The 22,902-nt window shown below is 54.3% G+C and carries 19 protein-coding genes, 1 tRNA gene and 1 pseudogene; 11 read left to right on the top strand and 10 right to left on the bottom strand.

Going from position 1 to position 22,902, the window contains the following annotated elements:
• Window positions 1-64 precede the first annotated feature (64 nt).
• From CMO10_RS04850 to CMO10_RS04825, 6 genes are all read right to left on the bottom strand, one after another.
• Complete coding sequence (locus CMO10_RS04850; RefSeq protein WP_297019179.1) at window positions 65-1,171, bottom strand: DNA polymerase III subunit delta'; 1,107 nt, start codon at window positions 1,169-1,171, stop codon at window positions 65-67.
• 7 nt (window positions 1,172-1,178) lie between these two features.
• On the bottom strand, window positions 1,179-1,835 hold the full coding sequence (gene tmk / locus CMO10_RS04845) for a dTMP kinase (protein WP_297019178.1): 657 nt from the start codon (window positions 1,833-1,835) through the stop codon (window positions 1,179-1,181).
• Window positions 1,832-2,920 (bottom strand): D-alanyl-D-alanine carboxypeptidase family protein, encoded by a 1,089-nt coding sequence (locus CMO10_RS04840; RefSeq protein ID WP_297019177.1) that lies wholly within the window; start codon window positions 2,918-2,920, stop codon window positions 1,832-1,834. The genes tmk and CMO10_RS04840 overlap by 4 nt, the downstream gene beginning before the upstream one ends.
• Before the next feature lie 232 nt (window positions 2,921-3,152).
• Window positions 3,153-4,196: a septal ring lytic transglycosylase RlpA family protein gene (locus CMO10_RS04835; protein WP_297019176.1), complete on the bottom strand. Its 1,044-nt coding sequence runs from the start codon at window positions 4,194-4,196 to the stop codon at window positions 3,153-3,155.
• A 73-nt stretch (window positions 4,197-4,269) separates the two neighbouring features.
• Window positions 4,270-5,274, bottom strand: a complete 1,005-nt coding sequence (locus CMO10_RS04830; protein ID WP_297019175.1) for a lytic murein transglycosylase — start codon at window positions 5,272-5,274, stop codon at window positions 4,270-4,272.
• A 23-nt stretch (window positions 5,275-5,297) separates the two neighbouring features.
• Window positions 5,298-6,122, bottom strand: a complete 825-nt coding sequence (locus tag CMO10_RS04825; protein WP_297019174.1) for a YdcF family protein — start codon at window positions 6,120-6,122, stop codon at window positions 5,298-5,300.
• Window positions 6,123-6,285: 163 nt separating this feature from the next.
• Between CMO10_RS04825 and CMO10_RS04820 the strand changes: the two genes are divergently transcribed.
• Both CMO10_RS04820 and CMO10_RS04815 read left to right on the top strand, forming a co-directional pair.
• Window positions 6,286-6,375, top strand: a tRNA-Ser gene (locus CMO10_RS04820).
• Window positions 6,376-6,483: 108 nt separating this feature from the next.
• Window positions 6,484-6,822 carry a zinc ribbon domain-containing protein YjdM gene (locus CMO10_RS04815; protein WP_297019173.1) on the top strand — a complete coding sequence of 113 codons (339 nt, stop codon included), beginning with the start codon at window positions 6,484-6,486 and terminating at the stop codon, window positions 6,820-6,822.
• An 84-nt stretch (window positions 6,823-6,906) separates the two neighbouring features.
• On the opposite strand, the gene CMO10_RS04810 is transcribed toward CMO10_RS04815, so the two are convergent.
• Together CMO10_RS04810 and CMO10_RS04805 are read right to left on the bottom strand one after the other, a co-directional pair.
• The gene (locus CMO10_RS04810; protein WP_297019172.1) at window positions 6,907-9,147 is read right to left on the bottom strand and encodes a TRAP transporter permease; all 2,241 of its coding nucleotides are present in this window, start codon (window positions 9,145-9,147) and stop codon (window positions 6,907-6,909) included.
• Between the two features lie 112 nt (window positions 9,148-9,259).
• Window positions 9,260-10,234, bottom strand: a complete 975-nt coding sequence (locus CMO10_RS04805) for a TAXI family TRAP transporter solute-binding subunit (RefSeq protein WP_297019171.1) — start codon at window positions 10,232-10,234, stop codon at window positions 9,260-9,262.
• 574 nt (window positions 10,235-10,808) lie between these two features.
• Between CMO10_RS04805 and CMO10_RS04800 the strand changes: the two genes are divergently transcribed.
• The 8 genes from CMO10_RS04800 to CMO10_RS04765 all read left to right on the top strand — a co-directional run bounded on the left by CMO10_RS04800 (window position 10,809) and on the right by CMO10_RS04765 (window position 18,279).
• Window positions 10,809-11,582 carry an ABC transporter ATP-binding protein gene (locus tag CMO10_RS04800; RefSeq protein WP_044829102.1) on the top strand — a complete coding sequence of 258 codons (774 nt, stop codon included), beginning with the start codon at window positions 10,809-10,811 and terminating at the stop codon, window positions 11,580-11,582.
• Window positions 11,583-11,670: 88 nt separating this feature from the next.
• The gene (locus CMO10_RS04795) at window positions 11,671-12,468 is read left to right on the top strand and encodes a transporter substrate-binding domain-containing protein (protein WP_297019170.1); all 798 of its coding nucleotides are present in this window, start codon (window positions 11,671-11,673) and stop codon (window positions 12,466-12,468) included.
• Window positions 12,469-12,582: 114 nt separating this feature from the next.
• The gene (locus CMO10_RS04790) at window positions 12,583-13,275 is read left to right on the top strand and encodes an ABC transporter permease (protein ID WP_044829100.1); all 693 of its coding nucleotides are present in this window, start codon (window positions 12,583-12,585) and stop codon (window positions 13,273-13,275) included.
• Between the two features lie 3 nt (window positions 13,276-13,278).
• On the top strand, window positions 13,279-14,022 hold the full coding sequence (locus CMO10_RS04785) for an ABC transporter permease (RefSeq protein WP_297019167.1): 744 nt from the start codon (window positions 13,279-13,281) through the stop codon (window positions 14,020-14,022).
• Window positions 14,023-14,137: 115 nt separating this feature from the next.
• Window positions 14,138-15,277 carry a succinylglutamate desuccinylase/aspartoacylase family protein gene (locus CMO10_RS04780; protein ID WP_297019165.1) on the top strand — a complete coding sequence of 380 codons (1,140 nt, stop codon included), beginning with the start codon at window positions 14,138-14,140 and terminating at the stop codon, window positions 15,275-15,277.
• A gap of 192 nt (window positions 15,278-15,469) precedes the next feature.
• Window positions 15,470-16,303, top strand: a complete 834-nt coding sequence (gene deoC, locus CMO10_RS04775; protein ID WP_297019163.1) for a deoxyribose-phosphate aldolase — start codon at window positions 15,470-15,472, stop codon at window positions 16,301-16,303.
• Window positions 16,304-16,362: 59 nt separating this feature from the next.
• Complete coding sequence (locus CMO10_RS04770; RefSeq protein ID WP_297019161.1) at window positions 16,363-17,586, top strand: phosphopentomutase; 1,224 nt, start codon at window positions 16,363-16,365, stop codon at window positions 17,584-17,586.
• A gap of 6 nt (window positions 17,587-17,592) precedes the next feature.
• Window positions 17,593-18,279, top strand: coding sequence for a DsbA family oxidoreductase (locus CMO10_RS04765; protein WP_297019159.1), 687 nt, complete (start codon window positions 17,593-17,595; stop codon window positions 18,277-18,279).
• A 58-nt stretch (window positions 18,280-18,337) separates the two neighbouring features.
• Here CMO10_RS04765 and mfd read toward each other — a convergent pair whose 3' ends face one another.
• Entirely contained in the window at window positions 18,338-21,835 is a 3,498-nt protein-coding gene (gene mfd, locus CMO10_RS04760; RefSeq protein WP_297019157.1) for a transcription-repair coupling factor, read from the bottom strand.
• A 7-nt stretch (window positions 21,836-21,842) separates the two neighbouring features.
• Window positions 21,843-22,115, bottom strand: a complete 273-nt coding sequence (locus CMO10_RS04755) for an FAD assembly factor SdhE (RefSeq protein ID WP_297019155.1) — start codon at window positions 22,113-22,115, stop codon at window positions 21,843-21,845.
• Window positions 22,116-22,341: 226 nt separating this feature from the next.
• Between CMO10_RS04755 and CMO10_RS04750 the strand changes: the two are divergent.
• A pseudogene (locus tag CMO10_RS04750) lies at window positions 22,342-22,902 on the top strand (ATP-dependent DNA helicase RecG); the annotation flags it as partial.

Here is a 22,902-nt window from a genome sequence, read left to right as displayed (position 1 = left end):
TCGTGAAACAAAACGGCCCGAAATGGGCCGTGATGGTCATTATTTCGGTATGTGGGCAGTGATGTCAGGTTCGCATGGTTTCTTCAAGCATGAAGAATGCATTCAGCAAGGCCTGCTTGCGATCAAGATGCAAACCGCGGGTCGCGCCCATCAGTTCGTTGATCTTTTCCCATACCTCCAGCCATTGATCAAGCGGTTGCGCGGCAGCCATGCGTTGCATGGCGGGCAATTCACCCTCAACGACCTCGCGGGGCGCCTGCCCCGTGGCGGCAAAGCGGATCATGCGGGCAAGCCACCAATGCAGAAGTTCGGTGATGGTGGCAAAGGCTGCGTCCTTGTCTGCAGGTGAAAATCGTTCCGCAAACTTGTGTTGGGCTGCGACATCGGCGTTGGGAAGTGCCGCGATGATATCGACAAGCTCTGTATAAAGCTCCAACCCGCCAACATCGTGAAGCCGAAGCGCCCGCCCGATACTGCCTTCGGCCAGACCAGACAGCGCGTCCCGCGCACCGAGATCCATCTCCGGGCAATAGCGGCCCAGAAGATCAACAACCTGATGATCTTCAAGCGGACCAAGGTTAAGACGCCGACAGCGTGAGCGTATGGTTGGCAGCAGCCGCCCCGGATGATGCGCAACCAGAATCATCATCGCGTTTGATGGCGGTTCTTCCAGAACCTTGAGGATTGCGTTGGCTGCGTTGCGGTTCAGCTCATCAGCCGCATCGACAATAACAATTCGCCAGCCCCCCTCGGCAGAGGTCTTGGACATGAAATTGCCAACGGTACGAACATTGGCGACCGTGATTTCACCCTGCAGACGCTTTTTCTTGTCATCGTACTGGCGTTCAACAACCTTGAGATCGCCGTGCCCGCCACCGGCAATACGCCGTGCTACCGGATCTTCGGGATCAACATAAAGGCCGTCGCTCTGATCGCCAAATAGCCCTGCACCGCCATTTTCGCCGCCACCTGACAGGATAAAACGTGCCATGCGATAGGCCAGTGTCGCCTTACCTATCCCTTTGGGACCGCATAGCAACCAGGCATGGTGCATGCGTTTGCTGTTCCAGGCATCGAGAATGACCTTTTCGGCCTCTTCATGCCCCAGAAGCGCGTCATTGCGGCGGGGTTCAAACGGGTTTTCTTCTTCGGGAAGGTCGTCCTTGGCCATATCGCGTTCAGGCCCCCTGCCCGGCAATTCGGTTTTGCACGGCGGCAATCACGCGTTCACTGACCGCCTCAACGTCACCGCTGGCGTCAATGACAGAGCAACGCTCAGTTTCATTTGAGGCGATTTCACGAAAACCATCGCGCAGGCGCTGATGAAATTCCAGCCCCATACGTTCAAAGCGGTCCTCGGCAGCACTGACATTGGCAAAACGTGCGCCAGCGCGTTCAAGACCAAGCTCGATCGGCAGGTCAAAAATCAGGGTGAGATCGGGCTTGAAGTCACCAATCGCAAGCTTCCAGAGGTTGCGGATATAGTCCGCGCCAAGGCCATGCCCGTATCCCTGATAGGCAACCGATGAATCGGCAAATCGATCACAGAGAACAACCTTGCCGCAATCAAGGGCCGGGCGAATGGTCCGTTCGACATGATCCCGGCGCGATGCGAACATCAAAAGCGCTTCTGTGACGGCATCCCAGCGGCCCGGATCCCCGGTCAGAAGAAGATTGCGGATTTCCTCCGCACCCGGCGATCCGCCAGGTTCGCGTGTGACCACAACATCCTTGCCCTGATCGCGAAACCACTTTTCGAGACGGCGTATCTGGGTGGATTTTCCGCTGCCTTCACCGCCTTCAAAACTGATGAACAAACCGGGCTTCGATGTCACCCGTTTGCCCCCCAGAGAAGGTATTTAATCGCAGCACCGATACGGCCGACAAAGCCAAGGCGGCCGACATCATGTGCAGCATAAAGCGGGAATTCGATGGTGTCCTGATCGGGAACTTCGACCTTGAGCGTTGCGATCTGATCGCCCTGCGTGATCGGGGCCGGTACTGGTCCGTCATAAACGACCGAAACCTTCATGTCGCGGCTGGCACTGCGCGGCAAGGTCAGAAGAATGTCCTTGTCTGCAACCAGATCAACCTTGGTTTCCGAGCCAAGCCAGACATTGGCGGAGCTGACGGTTTCGCCTTCAGCAAACAGGTCATAGTTATCAAACTCGCGGAAACCCCAATCAAGGAGCTTTTGTGATTCCGTGCGACGTTCACGCACAGAGTCCAAGCCGTTTACGACAATAATCAAACGACGGCCATCGCGCTCTGCCGAGGCCGTAAGACCGTAACCGGCTGTTTCGGTATGACCGGTTTTAAGGCCATCAACGCCGGCACTGGTTCCCAGAAGCGGGTTACGGTTTGGCTGGCGGATGCCGTTATAGGTGAATTCCTTAACGGAATAGAGCTCGTAAAGATCCGGGAAGTTGCGAATGGTGTCGCGGGCAAGGATCGCCAGATCATGAACTGTGACAAGGTGCCCTTCTGCCGGCCATCCGGTGGCATTTTTAAAGACCGACTTGGTCATTCCGATTGCGCGCGCTTCTTCTGTCATTGCCTCGGCAAAGGCTTCTTCCGAGCCGCCAAGGCCTTCGGCAACCACGATGGCCGCGTCATTGCCAGATTGAACGATAATACCGTGCAGCAGGTCAGAGACCGAGACGTTGGAGTTCACCTCGACAAACATTTTCGATCCACCCTTGCGCCAGGCTTTCTCACTGACGTGGAAGGTGTCGTCCATGGAAACACGACCGTCCTTGATATACTTGAACAGCATATGGACGGTCATCATTTTGGTCATCGAGGCTGGCTCGGTAAGGGTATCCCCTTCCTTGTCGAGCAACACGGCCCCGGTATCAAAATCCATAATGAAGGCTTCGCGCGCATTGGTTTCAATTGCCTGTGCGCTTGCGGAAGTCATCGATATTGCCATGACGGAGCCAAGAATAACGGCCCCGGCCACTACCCGGTTCAGAGTGTTTTTGAACGGAACTGGCGGCATAAAAGTCATGGCATTCAAACCCTGTAAAATAAATTCTCTAACCACCGGGACCCGGTGTATCCGCTATTTTGCTTATGTCGCAAATTCGGCAGAATTGTGCAACACCGCATGGTCAGTGCGTTAAAGCGGTAGCATAACCAGCTTTTTTCGATCAACACCCAGATGTTGCAGAGCCGCCATCCGCGCACTCAACAACAACTTTTGCGCCATTCTGACCAGTGGCAATTACACGTTCCAAAAGAATGTCTGCTTCGGGCACGGTTTCAAGCGGGCCGAGGCGTACACGGTAAAAGGTCGTGCCTTTTACGTCGATCGGTTCGATCTTGCTGGGGGCAAGATCATAAAGGCGATTACGCAGGTTCAGCGCGTTGTCATAGATCGAAAAGGCACCGGCCTGAACATAGATTGACGATGATGTGACCGGTGTGACTTCGACAATAGCTGCTTCCTCGACCACACCATCAAGCGGTGCGGTTTCGACACTCGCACTTGAGGATGGTGGTGTCAGTTTGATGTGGGAAGTTGTGGGTTCCCCGCTGTCGGTGATCGGGCCATCATCGAGGCGCACGGTTTCGACAACATCACGCGGAGCGGCACTGACGGTATTCTGTTCGGCGACAGTTACTTGTGGTGCGGCTTTGCCCTGCGCGATTGCAGCGATCTGGCGGCTTTCGGCCTCAATCACTTCAACCATCACCTTCGCCGTGCCTTTACGTTCAAAGCCCAAAAGTTGGGCCGCGCGGCGGGACATATCAATGATGCGGCCATGGGCAAACGGTCCGCGATCATTGACCCGGACCTTGATGGACTTGCCGTTTTCAAGGTTGGTCACGCGAACGATGCTTGGAAGCGGCAGAGTACGATGGGCTGCGGAAACTTCGTATTGATCGAAGATTTCACCGTTGGCCGTTTTCTTGCCATGGAATTTCGGCCCATACCATGATGCGATACCGGTTTCGGTATATTCATAATCCACTGCCGGATAGTACCACTGACCGGCAATCTCATAGGGATTGCCGATCTTGTAATTACCAACCTGTGCCGGTTGGGACTGCCCACCAAGTCTTTTGACGCCATGAACGGCAAGCTGCGTTTCAGCGCAACCTGCCAACAACATGCCGAAGGCTGCAACTGCCAGGGCAATACGACCTTTGGTCTGCAGGTGTGCCAAGGCACTTTTTACTGGTTTGGGCATCAAGGTGTCCCCGCTTGTAGATGCTCTGTCCATGCTCGTTCAGACATGAAGTCCGTTGTTCGGACGGGTATTGTTAACGGCCAGCAATTTTATCGGCCAGTGTGCCAACCGCAATCGCGAAGTATGTCGAGCGGTTCCAATGCATGATGGTGTGGAAATTGTTATAAACCATATACGCAGGACCTTCACCGTCATTTACGATGACAATTGATGCTTCCATGTCCGCGGCCGGCAAATCAGACCCGTTCGGCATGCGCACACCAAGCTTTTGCCACTCAGCAATCGGCTTGCGGATATCGCGGCCTTCAAGTTCCATGTCGAAGTTTTCCGGCAGGGAAATCTTGCGGCCCCAGCGCTCATCTGCGTGCCAGCCAACAGTCGAGAGATAGTTCGCAGCAGAAGCAAATACATCTTCCTTTGCGCCCCACAGATCAATTTTGCCATCACCATTTCCGTCACGCGCATAGTTCAGGAAGGTGGACGGCATGAACTGCGCCTGCCCCATTGCACCTGCCCAGGAACCAGACATCTTTTCAGGTGCAATATGACCGGCATCGATGATGGTCAGTGCATTCATCAACTCTTTCCGGAAATATTCCGCACGGCGACCTTCGAATGCGAGGGTTGCAAGAGAATCAACAACCGAATACCCGCCCGTGAAGCGACCAAATCCGGTTTCAATGCCCCAGAAAGCGGTCAGGTAATGGCCCGGGACGCCGTATTTTTTGGCAGCAGCATCTATGATTTCGCGGTTTTCCGCGTATTTTTGGCGACCTTCATTTACGCGGGACTGCGGTACAACACGATCAAGATACTGTTCAAAGGTCAGTTTGAATTCCGGCTGGCTACGATCATATTCGATCACTTTGGGGATCGGTTGGGTATTGGCAAAGGCAACTTCGAGTGTTGCATCGGAAATGCCTTTGCTTGCGGCTTCCTTCTTGAATTCAACGAGCCATTCGTCAAATCCCTCGGTGGTGAATTCTGGAAGTTTCTCATCGGTCTGTGCAAAGGCCGGTGCATGTGCCGCCATCACGGCAACGACGGAGGCGGCGGTAAGCAGTTTCCAGAATTTCATCTAAGCCTCATCCAATCATGTAATCAGTTTTCGGCCCCGGGTGCTTGCGGTCCGGGGAACCACGCATCTGTTCGACCGGTCCAGTAATAGGCGGTCAAACCAACCCATTCACGCAAAGCACGGCCAAGGGATTTGATAGCCCCTGAGACGTTAAGACTTGCTAAATGAAGCTCATCAGAGGTGAATCTGTCTACCGGATATGGGATCACATTCCAGCCCGCCTGACGAAACGCCCCAACAGCGCGCGGCATATGTTGCGCCGAAGTGATGAGAACCCAAGGCTTTCGGGCAAGTTCAGGCCATTCGCGATAAACCATTTCAAGGGATTTTGTGGCGTTCTCATGCGTGTTACGTGATTGCGCCTCGAAATACATGTTTGGTGTTTTAAGGCCCGAATCGTTCAGCCAGTTTTCAAGGACAACGGCTTCGCTAAACCCACGCTCTGCCAGGTTACCATCCCCGCCGGTGAACAGGACGGGTTTATCGGGATACAGGCTTGCCATCCGAAGCATTGCGAATATCCGGTCTGCCGAATAACGAACGTTCATCTCTCCTCGTTCCAGGTAACTTTTGGGATAAAGACTACCTGACAGCGTTACCGCGCCAGCAAAGTTCACGTTCGTTAGGTCTGGTTGCTCAAACCGTGTTTCTAGGGTGCGGGACAGCATTGTTCCAACCGGAATAACCGTAATCAGCAACGAAGCCCCGGTGAGGGCTATCAGTCCACCGATCGCAAACCGGCGCGTTCGTTTTAGGATCAACAGGCCAAACAAAATGGCGAGCAAAAGGCTATGCATGAAAGCGGTATTGATCAGAATGCTAAGCGTTTTGGACAGGAAGTAGAACACGTCTGGAAATTCCCAAAAGAAATGGTTGGGGCAATTCGCTTACCATACTGAAATCCGGATAAATCACCAGCATTCGCTGCAATATGGGATTGCCCTATTGACAGGTCATCCTCCTCAATTTATTGAAAGCGCCCAGAGCACAATGTGCTCCAACCGGTTTTGCGGAGAGGTGGCAGAGTGGTTGAATGCAGCGGTCTTGAAAACCGCCGTGCCTTTACGGGTACCGTGGGTTCGAATCCCACCCTCTCCGCCATTTATTCCAGGACAGAGCAGAACCAGTTCAGCAAACGCAAGGCGATGTTCCTTGCTAGCTACCTAGCCGTATCTGCCGTGACGTCACCATCGTCGAAAGGTCATTGATATGAGCGAACTGCCACCCTGCCCCAAATGTGAATCCCCCTACACCTATGAAGATGGCGAATTGCTGATTTGCCCGGAATGTGCCCATGAATGGTCACTGACCGCAGGACAAATAGATGCCAACGTCGTTCGTGATTCCAACGGCACGCCGCTTGCCGATGGCGATACCGTTTCGGTGATCAAGGATCTCAAGGTCAAAGGTTCATCGGCTGTCGTGAAAGTCGGCACCAAGGTCAAAGGCATCCGCCTTGTTGATGGCGACCATGACATCGACTGCAAAATCCCGGGAATCGGTCAGATGGGGTTGAAGTCCGAATTCGTTAAAAAGGTTGCTGAATAAGCGATCGAACAACGAGCTATCTAAAAGAAAAAGCGCACCGAATGTGGTGCGCTTTTCTTGTTTTGCCTCGACTACGTGGCGCATTTAATCCGCTCCACCACTCCGCAGGGTTGATCCTGGCTTCGGTTTCAGGACGCGCTGAATGAAGAGTGTGCCAATCGCCATGCCGACACCAATGATATCGGTGATCAGGCCGCCCGAAATCATGAAGAGGGCCGCGATGATCAGAAGAATGCGCAGGAACCAGACAGCCGAGCCACCAAGGAACCAGCCCTGCACGCCAGCCGACAGCAGGAACACGCCAACAACGGCGGTGACCAGTGCCTGGCCGATCTGGAGGTAGGAGCCATCCATGAGAATTGCCGAGTTATAGAAGAACATGAACGGCACGATGAAGGCGGCGATACCAATCTTGAACGACGCAACCGATGTTTCCATCGGGTTGGCGCCCGATATCCCGGCAGCGGCATAGGATGCCAGTGCCACCGGTGGTGTAATGGCCGAAACGACGGCAAAGTAGAACACGAAGAAGTGTGCGGTAAGTGGTTCAATTCCAAGCTCAATCAGGCCCGGTGCCACCACGGACGCTGCCACGGCATAGGCCGCCGTCGTCGGCATCCCCATGCCCAGCAAAATCGCGATCAGCATGGCAAAGACCAGTGCCAGAAGCTGGGATGCTTCGGCCAAACCAAGCAGCAGGTTCGAAAAACGTGCACCAACACCGGTTAGCGCTATAACACCGACGATAATACCGGCACACGCACAGACCGCGATGATCTGAATCGACATGCCGCCGGCCAGTTCAAACGCCTTGGCAACAGCACGAACACCAACGCGGTTTGGCGTCAACCAGCTGACAACCACAGCCGCAACCGTGGCAAGTGTCCCTGCCCTGATCACGGAGTAACCTAGGAACAGCGCAATGATCAGAATGATGATCGGCAGGAACAGGAAGACCTTTTTGACCATCGCATCAAAGCGCGGCAATTCGTCTTCACGCATGCCGCGCATGCCAAGTTTGGCGGCTTCGAAATCGACCATGAAATAGATCGATACGAAATAAAGGATGGCCGGAATAACCGCCGCAATGGCGATGTCGGTATAAGGAATACCGGTAATCTCGGCCATGATGAAGGCACCTGCCCCCATGATCGGCGGCATGATCTGGCCGCCGGTGGAAGCCGCGGCCTCAATCGCGCCAGCGGTTTTCTTATGATAGCCAACCTTTTTCATCAGCGGGATGGTCAGCGACCCGGTGGCAACCACGTTACCGGCGGAGGTACCGTTGATCATACCCATCAAACCGGATGCAAAGATCGCAACCTTTGCCGGGCCGCCACGCGCACGGCCAGCGACCGAGAAAGCAAAGTTCACGAAATAGTCGCCAACTTTGGACGCCTGAAGGAAGGCCGCAAAGATGATGAAGAGAATGATGTAGGTCGACGATACGGCCGTCGTCGGGCCAAGGATACCGGCATCGGTGTAAACCTGGCTAAAGAAGCGCTGCCAGGTGATCGACGGCGACTGCAGGAAGCCCGGCAGGAATTCACCAACAAAGACATAGACCAAGAAGATCGTGGCAATGATGACAAGCGCCAGACCCGCAACGCGGCGCGTCAGTTCCATAATCAGCAAAGTACCGGCAACGGCCGCGATGGAAATACCGATCGGCGCAAACGGGGTGCCGGTGGAGTTGCGCATAAGTGTGCCGTAAATCGTGATCAGATAGACGGCAACGGCGAGCCCACAGACGCACAAGACAAAATCAGGTGCCGAATATTTATCGCGAGATGTCTTGTGGAACCATGAAAGGACAATGCCGCCGATCGTCGCGACCATTAGCGGTGCGCCAAACAGCCATGTTTCATTGAACTTGATTGTGGCATCAATGCCGTTCCACATCACGCCATTCTGGATATCCATGGCGAAACTGAATGCCATGCCTGTTGCCATGAAGGCCGGGACCAGAAGGACATAGGACAGATAGCCCAGAAGCGGCGTGCTTGTGCCCGGGCTGTCATTAAAGCTGTTGGCCGAGTACCACAGGAAGCCAAGCGCCAATGCACCGGCGACGTGAACAATGCGGAAGTTCCAGGTTTCAAGCGGGAAATCGGGTAGGAATGGCAAATTAACAAAGCCGCCGGTCATGCCAGACAGCGAGACACCGTTGAGTGCGAGCATATGGAATGCCGCATAGATCGCAGCGGAGATCGTGATGAAGGTCAGGCCCCTGCCCTCAAACAGGCGTCGGTTATGTTCAACCGGCTCCTCGTCAACACCATCGGCAATAAGGTGTTCGTCTTCGACCTGGCTTTTATCTGTCATTTGTTCCCCCGCACTCACGCAAGATTGTTTTTGGCCACAGGCAAGCTGGAATTGAAATATGGCGGACCGTCCATCAGGACAGTCCGCCTTTTAAGTGTCTAACAGACAGGGATCAGTTGATCATGTCTGCCGGAATGGACGCACCATTTTCATTGAACCACTTGGCAGCACCAGGGTGCCACTTCATGACCTTGTTCTTGTCCCAGTTTGCCGGAACAGTCGAACGGGCTGCACGGTGGATTGAAACCATCCGCTCGTTGTCAGACATCACAACATCGGTGACGGCATAGACAAAGCTTTCCGGAAGGTCACAGTTGGCAATGGCGAAGTTCCACATCGAAACCGAACGTGCCGGCTCAGTCAGCGTGGTGTAGGTATCCGCTGCGATGTCGAACTCGGATACCGGGAAGGCATCCATGATCTGTTTCTGTTCGTCTTCGGTAAACTCGATGATGTTCACGTCGGTCTGGACTTCAAGCTGGCTGACGGCCGGAACCGGGACGCCTGCAGCGAATGCAATCACGTCAAGCAGACCATCCTGCAGCTGACCACCAAGGTCGGCCCAGCCGCCGTTACGACGTTCGAAGTCAACACCGAGTTCTTCAAGCATACGCGGGAAATAGGTGTCCGAGGTCGAACCTGCCGGACCGAAGCCGATTTTGGCACCTGCCGGAATGTCGGCAACCGAAGCAATCCCGGAAGAAGACAATGCGGTGATCGAGAACGGCGTCTGATACATCGGGAACATTGCACAGGCATTGGTCATCTGAAGACCCGGTGCGATCGGGTTGGTACCAGCAAGCGATTCAGCAGCCGGACCCATGGTGGTCATGCCAAAGGCAGCTTCACCGGTATGGACAAGTGCCATGTTCTGCATCGGGCCGCCGGTGACTTCACCGCCGCCGGAAATGCCAAGCTCTTCAGCCACAAGGTTCGCCCAGCCAGAGCCATACGCGAAATAGGTCCCGCCTTGGGACGCCGTGCCGACGGTGAAGCTTTCCGGCCAACCGGCACGATCCTGAGCTACGGCAGCGGTGCTCCCGAACGCGAACGCGACCGCCATCCCTGCAAATAATGCGCGTTTCATTAATTTCCTCCGTTTATCGGTATTTTGTGAGAGTTCGCCACAAGTCATTTCCTCATATGGGGAAACTCGAGGTTGATGGCAATGTGGTTCTTAATCAATAACGAAAACGGTGGGATTTCATAGTGATGTCGATCTCTTGTGTGGTGCTACTTTAGTATTATGCGGTCCAATTTTCCGTTACGTAATGATTGCTGCGCGATGGTCGAGGTATGTGGATTATCCTTCCTGACGTTTCATTGCTGAACGATCAGGTTTCGGAGTCTACAAAGTGCCTGTCTGGCGTTTTGAACGGGAGTCCGGCTGTATTCCGAGAAATACCTGTAGTTTTTTATTGCGTAAAATCCCTTACTGCTGCACGATTTGTGCAATGCGGTCGCTAATGGTGATGTGTAACCGTCTGAAACCGCAGTTTTCTTCATAAAACTGCAAAATATCAGTGGAAATGCTCTCGTTGGACAGGCAATTATTGACGGAATGAGAGGCGCTTTGGCGTGTCTTGTGGGGGAGCATCCGTTTTCGGATGCTAAGACGAACGAAAAATGAAGACTCTCAACAGGGATAATTTAAACTCGTTATGAGCAAAGACATACCCGCCCTACAGGTCGAAGGGATGTTCAAAAGCTTTGGGGAGCATGAAGTTCTCAAAGGAATTGACCTTACGGCCAATACCGGCGACGTGATTTCGATTATTGGCTCGTCCGGTTCGGGCAAAAGCACGTTTCTGAGATGCATCAACCTGCTTGAAACGCCAAATGCCGGCAAGGTTCACGTCAAAGGTGAACTGATCCGCATGAAGACGCTAAAGGACGGCTCACAGGAAGCCGCCGATAAAAAGCAGCTTCAGCGTATCCGCACCAAGCTAGCGATGGTGTTTCAAAGCTTCAATCTCTGGAGCCATCTGACCATTCTTGAAAACGTCATCGAAGCACCGATTCATGTGCTTGGCGTTCCAAGAAAAGAAGCAATCGAGAAGGCAGACGCACTGCTGAAAAAAGTCGGTATGTATGAACGTCGGGATTACTATCCCGGTCATGTATCTGGCGGCCAGCAACAGCGCGCAGCGATTGCCCGCGCGCTTGCGATTTCACCGGACGTCTTGCTGTTTGATGAGCCGACTTCGGCACTTGACCCCGAACTGGTGGGTGAAGTTCTCAGGGTCATGACGGACCTTGCTGAAGAAGGCCGCACGATGCTTGTGGTGACCCACGAGATGGGCTTTGCCCGCGGTGTATCAAGCCATGTCATGTATTTGCATCAGGGACGGGTCGAGGAATTCGGCAACCCGACTGATGTATTCGAGAATCCAAAATCAGAGCGCATGAAGCAGTTTCTTCAGCGCGATTTCTGATTTGGGCAGACCAGGGTCTGGTTGGCCCTGGCCGCAAGAATGGGAGCACGTCGTTGCGCGCCATTCCAATCAACAAGGGAGACTATGAATGAAAAACTGGATCAAGGTTGCATCTGCCGCAGCAGTTGGCATTGCATTGAGTGCTTCGGCAGCAAGTGCTGCCTGGGATAAAGTCGTTGTGGCGACCGAGGGTGCCTACCCTCCGTTCAACATGATGGACGACAATGGCAACCTCATCGGTTTCGACGTTGATTTCGCCGTCAAGCTTTGTGAAACCGCAAAGATCGAGTGCGAAATCGTTGCTCAGGACTGGGACGGCATGATCCCGGGTCTTCTGGCCAAGAAATATGATGCGATCATCGCCCAGATGTCGATCACCGAAGAGCGCAAGCGCTCCATCGACTTCTCCGACTATTACAGCAACACCCCGGCGGTGTTTGTTGGTAAAGACGGCATGAGCATCACCGCCTACAAAGACGGCGAAGTCATCGAAGACGCGCTTGATGGCATGGTCATCGGTGTTCAGCGTTCGACCACGCACGCAAACTTCCTTGAAGACAACTTCCCGGGCATCGAAATCCGCATGTACGGCACGCAGGACGAAGCTCTGCTTGACCTGACTGCTGGCCGTGTTGATGCCACCCTTGCTGACTCCGGTACCCTCGAAGCTTGGGTAAACTCGGATGAAGGTAACGGTTACGGCTTCGTTTCCAACCAGTTCGCTCCGAGCCAGTGGTTCGGCGAAGGTGCCGGCATCGGCATCCGCAAGGAAGACCAGGACCTGAAGGAAATCTTCAACAAGGCTCTGGCTGAAATGCTGGCGAACGGTTCTTACGAAGAACTGAACAAGAAATACTTCCCGGCGATCGATCTGCATCCGAATTGATCTGCCTTATCTATCCGGGGCGGCGAATTGTTCGCCGCCCTTCCCTTATTGTTGGGTGATGCTTTTAATCAGGGGTGAAAAGCACACTCAGCATCAAGGAAAGCTGGAGATACCATGCTCGATTTATACGGCCGCGGCTGGCAGATGCTTGAAGGGGGACTGGTCACAGTTCAGCTTTGCCTTACCGTTTTGCCATTCATGATTGTTATTGGTTTATTAGGCGCATCAGCAAAGCTGTCGCGCTATCGCACGCTGCGTGTGATCGGGGAAAGCTATACCGTTCTTATTCGCGGTATTCCCGAGCTTCTTGTTATTTTATTGATTTATTTCGGCGGCACGATTGCCGTTCAAAGCCTTGCCGAGCTTATTTCCGGTGAGGAAACCCGCGTTGATATTCCGGCCTTCTGGTCGGGTGTCGCGGCCTTGGCCCTTGTGCAGGGCGCATTCGCATCGGAAGTCTTCCGTGCGGCCATGCAATCAATCCCGATTGGGCAGATCGAAGCTGCGACCGCCTGTGGCATGACGCCGATGCAGATTTTCATGCGCATCAAGCTGCCGCAACTTTGGCGCTTTGCCCTACCGGGGCTCAATAACCTGTTTCAGGTCCTGATCAAGGACACCGCACTTATTTCCGTTGTCGGTGTCGAAGAGATCATGCGCAAGGCCGCCATTGGTGCAGGAACCGAAAAGGCACCGTTTACTTTCTATCTGGTAGCGATGCTGATGTTTCTTTCATTTACAACGGTTTCGCTACTGGTCTTCAACTATCTTGAAAAGCGGGCCGCCCGCGGTGTGGCGAGGGCGTAACAGATGTTTGAAGATCTCTTATACGTTCTTGGCAAATATGACACCTGGCTGTGGCGCGGCTTTTTGCTGACCATCGAGTTGCTGGTCATTTCGGTGACGCTCGGCACCCTTTTGGCCATTCCGCTCGCCGTGGCGCGCGTGTCGAAAAAGGTCTGGATACAGGCCCTTCCCTTTGCCTTCATTTATGTGTTCCGTGGCACACCGCTGATCGGGCAGCTGTTCATGATGTATTATGGCGTCGGGCAGCTGATCGCGAATATTGACGGCATTCAGGATCACTGGACTTGGACCTATTTGCGCGATCCTTACTGGTATTGCCTTCTGACCTTTGTTCTGAACACGGCGGCCTATGTTGCCGAAATCATGCGCGGCGGTATCCAGAACGTCCAGAATGGCGAGTTGGAAGCAGCACGTGCCTGCGGCATGTCGCCGTCGACCACCTATCGCCGCATCATTTTCCCGCGCATGTGGCAGATGATCTGGCCGGCTTATACCAACGATGTGATCTTTACGCTTAAGGCGACGTCGCTGGCATCGACCGTGACCATGATGGAACTGACCGGTGCTGCGCGTAAAATCGTTGCTCGTACAGCCCTTCCCTATGAGGCGTTTATTTCGGCAGGTGTGATCTATCTGATTATTGTCTATACGCTGACGTTTGGCTTTAAGGGCATTGAGCGCTATCTGCGTCGCAGCGAGAAACGCAAGGAACCGAAATCCGGCAAGCCCAAAGCGGCATCCGCCTGATCGAATACCCATATCAAACCCGGCATTCGGAGATGGATATCGTCAACCATAATGGTTGGATGTCCTGATCCGGCCGGGTTGTTTTGCCCCACGTCCCACCTTTCAGGATTTCGAAATGCAAGAAGAAAGCATTGAACTCGTCCGCCCGCAAATGGGTACATCGCGCGCCCTGACCGTCCGCCGTTATGGCAAGCCCGGCAACGGGCCAAAGGCCTATTTCCAGGCGGCTTTGCATGCCGATGAATTGCCCGGCGTCATTACCCTGCACCACCTTGAGGCGCTTTTGAAAGAAGCCGATGTCAAGGGTGACATCACTGGTGAAATTGTTGTCGTTCCCTTCGCCAACCCGATCGGTTTTACCCAGTATGTCGATATGAAGCCGCTTGGCCGGTTTGAGATGCGCAGCGGTCAGAACTTTAACCGTCACTATCCGGACCTCAGTGCGGCACTGATTGACGCCGTTGACGGAAAACTGGGCCAGGATGCCGACGGAAACGTTGCGCTGATCCGGGCTGAATTGCGCCGACTGATCAAGGAACACCGCAAGGATGTCAGCCCGCTGACTGATCTTCAGGATTTGCGCCTGACACTCGCCGAACTGGCGATTGATGCGGATTACGTGATGGATTTGCATTGCGACTGGGAAGCACCGATGCATCTTTACATCAGCGACCATAACTGGCCGGATGCCGCCGACCTTTCGGCACAGATCGGGTCGGAATGCAGTCTGATAGCAGAAATCAGTGGCGATAACCCGTTTGACGAGGCGTTCAGCCGCCCGTGGGTCGAGCTGCGCCGTGCTTATGGCGACAGTTTCCCGATCCCGATGGCGACGTTGGCGACTACGATTGAACTACGCGGTGATCGTGACGTCTATGACGAATACGCCATCAAGGACGCCGAAAACATGTTCAAGTTCCTGCAGCGTCGCGGTCTGGTCGTGGGCGATCCGGGGCCTCTTCCGGAAGCCAAATGTGACGCCACCCCGCTTTCGGGTGTTGATCGTGTCATGGCCCCGCATGGCGGCATGGTTGTGTTTGGCATTGAGGCCGGTGCAAAGGTCAAGGCAGGACAGGAACTTGGTTACGTTCTTGATTGCGAAACCGGCGAGAAGACGCCTTTTTCCAGCCGGACAGACGGTGTGTTGTATTCACGCATTGGAATCCGCCTGATCGTGCCGGGCGGGTATCTGTGCTCGGTCGCGGGTGATACGCCGCTCGAAGGACGTGAAGGACAGCTTTTGTTGTCCAAATAGCGCACAAGAACGCTTATCCGTGTTCTGATTGAAACTGTGTTTTGAGACGGATCGATTGATTGCCGGTTGAAGGTTGGATACCTTTCAGGGCAGCTGATTGATCCGTCTTTCTCGTTCGTGCCAGATGGTGCCGGACGCTTTGACGGACTAACTGCACCAGACACATTGCCGGTGCATTACAAGGAATGTTTGATGTTTGATCCGAATACCGTTTCAGAAGTGATTTCTGCTGCAAAGGACAAGGCTGTGGCAGATGCCGATACGGCCCGTCGCGCCATTTCTGTTCTGGATCTGACGAGCCTGAATGATGATGACAATGAACAGGTCATCGAGGCCCTTTGCAAGCGCGCGCAAACCCCGGTTGGCAATACAGCCGCCGTTTGTGTTTATGCGCCGTTTATTGAAACCTCCTGGCGGGCCTTGGGCCAGTCGGGTGTTAAAACCGCGACCGTGGTGAATTTCCCGGAGGGCGGTATCAATGCCCAGCGTGTTGGCGATGAAACCGCCAACTGCGTTTCCAAGGGTGCAGACGAGATTGATCTTGTTTTTCCTTACAAGGCGTTCCTCGCTGGCGATGTTGCGACGGCAACCGAGGTGGTCGATGCGACCCGCATGGCGTGCGGCACCATGACTACTATGAAGGTCATCCTTGAAAGCGGCGAGTTTGATGATCTTGCCAAGTTATATGAAGCAGCCCGTCTTGCCATCAAACATGGTGCAAACTTTGTAAAAACCTCGACCGGCAAGGTGCCCGTCGGTGCCACGCCAGAAGCTGCAGTTGCGATGCTGACTGCCCTTCGTGATGCGCGAGACGAGGACGGGATTAATGCCGGTTTCAAGGCGTCTGGTGGGGTGAAAACGACCGAGGACGCAGCGCTTTATCTGGCGATTGCCGATCACATCATGGGTGATGGCTGGGCAAAACCGGAAACCTTCCGTTTCGGGGCCAGTGGCGTTTTGACTGCATTGCTTGAAACCTGCGGTGCGAAACCTGGTGATGCACCGGCTGCGACTGGCAACTACTAGAATTTATGACTATCTGCGGGTGATCACATTGCCCGGACAAGGTTTGAAGGAAGACATCAATGGCACGTGCCATCATTATCGTGGCGGACAGTTTCGGGATCGGTTCGGCACCGGATGCGGCAAAATTCGGTGATCAAGGTTCCGACACGCTTGGCCATATTGCAGAACAATGCGCCAAAGGCCTTGCCGATAGCGACAAGCGCAGCGGGCCACTGAATGTACCGAACATGGTTGCTCTTGGTCTTGGCGAAGCTGCCAAGGATGCCACGGGGCGCGTTCCGCCCGGGCTTGATCATGGTGGTGCGATGATTGGTGCCTTTGGTCATGCCAAGGAAATCTCACGCGGTAAGGATACGCCAAGCGGTCATTGGGAAATTGCCGGTGTGCCAGTCGATTTCGACTGGGGGTATTTCCCCCTTTCCGTTCCGACCTTCCCGGCTGAACTGACCGACGCACTGATCAAGCAGGCCAAACTGCCCGGCATCCTTGGCAATTGTCATGCATCGGGTACGACGATCATTGCCGAGCTTGGCGAAGAGCATATCAAACCCGGCAAGCCGATTTGCTATACCTCAGCCGATAGCGTGTTTCAAATCGCCGCCCATGAGGAGCATTTTGGTCTGGACCACCTGTATGAGGTCTGCGAGATCGCCTTCAAACTGGTGGAGCCCTACAATATCGGGCGTGTAATTGCCCGCCCGTTTGTGGGTGAAACGCCGGCTGATTTCAAGCGGACTTCAAACCGTCGTGATCTTGCGGTTCCGCCGCCCAAGCCAACATTGCTTGACCAGTTCAGTAATGCTGGCGGCAAGGTGATTTCTGTTGGCAAAATTGCCGATATCTATGCACATCGCGGGATTGCCAAAAAGGTCAAGGCATCGGGGAATATGGCACTGTTTGATGCCATGATGAACGAGATTGCTGAGGCCCCGGATAACAGCATTGTGTTCACCAACCTGGTGGACTTCGACATGGAATTCGGTCACCGTCGCGATGTTGCCGGATATGCCAACGCGCTTGAGGAATTTGACAAACGTATTCCCGAATTGCGTGCGGCACTTCAACCCGGTGACTTGGTGATCATTACGGCCGATCATGGATGTGATCCGACCTGGCGTGGCAATGACCATACGCGTGAATTCGTGCCTGTCCTTGCTTTCGGGCCGGCGATTGCGCCTGGTCCGTTTGGAATGCGCGAAACCTTTGCCGATATCGGGCAAACGGTTGCCGACCATCTCGGCATTGCACCGCTGGCCACCGGGACGTCCTTTTTGAATGGATAAAGTGGAATGAACTGGCAGTTCGGACAAAGTGAACCTTCAAATTCGCCGATCAGGATCGAGGCTATTGTCGATACGATTTGTCCTTGGTGCTATATCGGTAAGAAGCGCCTTGAAAAGGCCCTGGCGCGTGAAAAGCTCGATAACATGATCATTCACTGGCGCCCGTTCCTTTTGAACCCCGATATGCCAAGTGGCGGGATTGATCGAAAACTTTATCTGTCAGCCAAGTTTGGTGGATCGGAAAGTGCCGAACGGGTTTACAAGGCGATTGAGGATGCTGGTGCCGCCGTTGGTATTCCGTTCAAGTTTGACCAGATCAAAGTCACCCCGGACTCAACGGACTCTCATCGCCTGATCTACAAGGTTTGTGCAGAACGCCCCGCCGTGGGCAATGATTTGGTTGAAGACCTGTTTGTCGCCTATTTCCTTGAAGGTCAGGATATCGGTGATCAGGAACTGTTGGCCGATATCGCTGTCCGCCATGGTGAGGACCGAAACGAAATCCTTGAATATCTGGCCGGTGATATGGACCGCGAGTTTGTTGGTCAGGAAAACCGCGTTGCCCATCAGATGGGTGTCACCGGTGTACCGTGTTTCCTGTTTAACAGCCGCCATGCCCTTTCGGGGGCGCAGGAGCCAGACATCCTGCAACGCATGATCCGATTGGCACGACAGGAAGAAATTCCGGTTTAAACTGTGCGGGAACGATTAAAAAGAAAGGCGGGATAACAATATGTTACCCGCCTGTTCTTTATGTCGCGACTGCAATATCTGACAGTCGTTTCATCAGTCGTTTGAGCCCCTCAAGCCGATCCGTCGGTCCGTCCCATCCAGCGGAATAGACCATCTTGTGATCCGGGCGCAGGCGCGCGACGCCCACCTGCTGCTGAATAAAGCCAATCAAGCCTGCCGGGTTCGGGAATTCGTTATTGCGAAGCGTGATCAGGGCACCTTTCGGGCCGGCATCGAGCTTCTCGATATTGGCAACCCGGCACCATTGTTTGATGGTGACAACATCCAGAAGGTTTTCGACTTCCTTGGGCAGTTTGCCGAAGCGGTCGATCATCTCGGCTGCGAACTGGTCGACTTCTTCGCGGGATCTCAGTTCCGAAATACGGCGATACAGACCAAGGCGCACTCCAAGATCCGGCACATATCGGTCCGGGATCAGAACCGGCATGCCGATATTGATCTGCGGGACAAAGCTTGCTTCTTCGGACGCGTCGATCTCGCCCTTGGCCTCGGCCACGGCTTCTTCGATCATCTGTTGATAAAGCTCGATCCCAACTTCCTTGATGTGACCGGATTGCTCTTCGCCCAGAAGGTTCCCTGCCCCGCGAATATCAAGATCGTGGCTGGCCAGATTGAAGCCGGCACCCAGGCTATCAAGCGTCTGCATGACTTCGAGGCGCTTAAGCGCGGTCGCTGTCAGCTTCTTGCCATTCGGCAAGGTCAGATAGGCATAGGCACGCTGCTTGGAGCGCCCGATACGTCCGCGCAGCTGATACAGCTGTGCCAGACCAAACATATCGGCCCGGTGGATGATCATGGTGTTGGCGTTTGGCACATCAATACCGGATTCAATGATGTTGGTGGCCAACAGCAAGTCAAATTTCCGGTCGGTAAAGTCGGTCATGACCTGTTCAAGATCACGCGCGCCCATCTGCCCATGCGCAACGTCAAACTTGATTTCCGGCACAAGGGCCTCAAGTTCCTTGGCAACCCGCCCCAGTTCATTAACCCTCGGGCAGACATAGAAAATCTGACCGCCACGGTGGCGTTCGCGCAAGATGGCCTCGCGCACGACCACCGGATCATAGGGCGTGATATAGGTCCGAACCGCAAGACGGTCGACCGGCGGTGTCGCAATGATAGAAAGTTCCTTTACCCCGGTCAGGGCCAGTTGAAGGGTTCGAGGAATTGGCGTCGCCGTCAGGGTCAGGACATGCACATCCGATTTCAGCTCCTTGAGCCGTTCCTTGTGCTTCACGCCGAAATGCTGTTCTTCATCGACGATCAGAAGGCCGAGATCCTTGAAATGCACACCGTTGCCCAAAAGTGCATGGGTGCCACAAACGATATCGACATGACCGCTTTCGATGTTGTCCTTCACCAGCTTGGCGTTCTTGCCGGTAACAAGGCGCGAAAGCTGTTCTACCCGAACCGGCAGTCCTTCAAAGCGTTCCTTGAAGTTCAGGTAATGCTGACGGCACAAAAGGGTCGTTGGCGCAACCACAGCCACCTGTTTGCCCGACATTACGGCGGCGAAGGCGGCACGCATGGCGACCTCTGTCTTGCCAAAGCCGACATCGCCACAGACAAGTCGATCCATCGGTTTGCCAGCCGAGAGGTCATCAAGCGTATCGCGGATGGCGCGTGCCTGGTCTTCGGTTTCGGCAAACGGGAAGCCGGCACAGAATTCGTCATAGGCGCCTTCGGGTGCCTGAAGCGTTGCACCCTTGCGCAGGTGACGTTCAGCGGCAACCTTGATCAGCTTGCCTGCCATGTCGCGGATGCGTTCGCGCAGCTTGGCCTTACGGGCCTGCCAGGCAACCCCGCCCAGCTTATCAAGAATTGAGACACCTTCATCCGAGCCATAGCGCGACAGGACTTCGATATTCTCAACCGGGACAAACAGCTTGTCACCGCCGTCATATTCAAGTTCAAGGCAGTCGTGCGGCGCGCCGCCGGCCGTAACGGTTTTAAGGCCCAGATACCGCCCGATACCATGTTCAAGATGAACGACCAGGTCACCTTCGGAAATCTCGGAGGCTTCGCGCAGGAAGTTGTCTGCCTTGCGCCGTCGGCCGCCCGGGCGGCTCATGCGATCGCCAAGGATATCCTGTTCGGTAACGAACCAAAGGCCCTTGCGCCGGAAACCGCGTTCGATATCAAGGATGACGACGCAGACATGCTCGTGCGTCAGATCATCGGTAACATCTTCCCAGCATTCGCAAGGCACGACCTTGCCAACACCATGTTCACGCAGAAGCGATACCATACGGTCGCGCGATCCGTCGGAATATGCTGCAATGACAACCTGGTTTTCCTTGCCGCGCTGGGCGGTGATGAAATCACGCAGTTCGTCATAAAGATTGACGTCCGCACGCGCGCGGATATCGCCAAAATCACGCCCTGCCCGCGCACCAAGGTCATAGATGCCGCGTTCCGGGTTTTCATCATCGTAATAAGGCGAGAATTCCAGAACCGGGCGGTCTGACAGCATGCGGTCAAACTCTGCCTGATCAAGGTAAAGCCGTTCTGGTGGTACCGGTTTATAAACGTTATCGCCGGAAAGGCCACCACCCTTGATGTTCAGGCGCGCCTGATAATAATCATCGATCATCTCAAGGCGGTTTTCGATCACTTCGCCATATTGATAATCAAGGCTGACGATGGTTTCGGGCAAATAGGCAAAGATCGTATCAAGGCCATCATGGAACAGTGGTAACCAGTGTTCCATCCCGCCATATTTCAGGCCGTTGGAGATTGATTCATAAAGCGGATCGGTCTGTGAAACCGCCCCGAAAAGCTCGCGATAGCCGCTGCGGAACCGTGAAATGCTGTCCGGATCAAGATAGACCTCGCCCACAGGCAAAAGGGCAATTTCCTTGATCTTGCCAACGGTGCGTTGGGTTTCGACATCAAAGCGACGGATGCTTTCGATTTCGTCACCAAAGAAATCAAGACGCACCGGTTCTTTCATGCCCGGCGCAAAGATATCGACTATGTCGCCGCGAACCGCATAGTCTCCCGGTTCCATCACCTGTTCGGCGCGGTTATAGCCCATCCGTTCGAAATAGGCGGTCAGTTCAGCGCGGTCATATTCACTGCCGGCTTTGAAGGCCAGTTTGCCCTTGCGCATCACATCGACGGTCGGGACACGCTGAATGGCCGAAGCAGCAGTTGTCAGGACAATACGCCCGTTACCAGTGGTGGATTCAGTACCGTCCGCAAGGGTCGTTAGTGTTTCAATGCGACGCGACGTTACCTCGGAAATCGGTGATACCCGGTCATATGGCAAGCAATCCCATGCCGGCAGGGTCAGGACTTCGATTTCGCCAGCAAAGAATTGCAGTGCTTCGGCCAATTGGGCCATGCGCTTGTCATCGCGAGCAATGTGAAGAACGGTCTTGTTCTTGCCTGCACTCTCAAGCAGCTCGCGCAGGATCAGGGCATCGGCACCTTCTGGCACCCCGCCTACCCGTTTGCGACCGGTGGTCGATATGATTTCTTTTAGTTTGTTCAATGTCTTGTCAGGCGTTGCTAAGCGCGCGGATCATGCGCAGGACATCGGTGTCATACTGCGCGGGGGCTTCTTCCTTGCCGGTCGCCCATTTGAAGAAATCGGCATCCGGAACTTCGTTGATCAGGGCTTCAAATGTATCAAGCTGCTCTTCAGTCAGGGTCGCGAGGTGGTTGTCCATGAAACGGCCCATCAGGATATCGTTTTCCTTGGTGCCACGATGACTTCCCCGGAACAGCAGCTTTTTACGGCGCATTTCAAGGTCCGATACGTTGTCGGTCATTATACGATCTCCTGACTTCCTCGGCAGTGCCTTGCGGGCGGCAACTGCGGCCTGTTCTGTGGCATGGTTTGTACGGTAAAATTCCCTACGGGTCCATGCCGTGATCGGGTCATTTTGCATCAAATGATGACTTGATGGTTGTGGCGGGATAGTTTTGTTGTATACCCGTGCCATAAACGCAATTGTTCTATTAACGTTCTCATCGAAAGTTTCAACGAAAACCGTCATGCGTCCGGAAATTCTGTTCCCGCTTTTTGCTGAAATTGACACGCTGGCCGGTATCGGACCACGCTTAAAGCCGCTGGTCGCGCGCCTGATCGGTGGGGAACATGTCGCCGATCTGTTGTGGCATTTGCCATCGGGCATCATTGATCGCCGGTTTTCGCCGGACCTTTCGGACACCATCGACGGATCGATCGTCACCATGGATGTCTGGGTCGAACGCCATGACCCTGCACCCAACCGTCGTCGTCCCTATCGTGTGATCTGTAAAACCCAAAGCGGTACGCTTGTTCTGGCGTTTTTCAATGCACGTGCAAAATACCTGAATGACGTGCTTCCGGTTGGCGAAAAGCGGATTGTTTCGGGCAAGATTGACCATTACCGAGGTGAATTCCAGATCACCCATCCCGACCGGATCGGCACAGAGGCAGAACGGTCTGAAATCCAGACGGTCGAGCCAGTCTATCCGATGTCCGCCGGGGTTACGGGCAAAACCCTTACCAAGGCGGTACGCAGTGCGCTTGAAACGCTTCCCGATTTGCCAGAATGGCATGACCCGGCACTG

It is taken from the genome of Thalassospira sp., from assembly GCF_002709775.1.
Taxonomy (GTDB): Bacteria; Pseudomonadota; Alphaproteobacteria; order Rhodospirillales; family Thalassospiraceae; genus Thalassospira.
The sequence above is the reverse complement of the archived record's forward strand: the minus strand, read 5'-3'. Positions and strand labels throughout refer to the sequence as shown.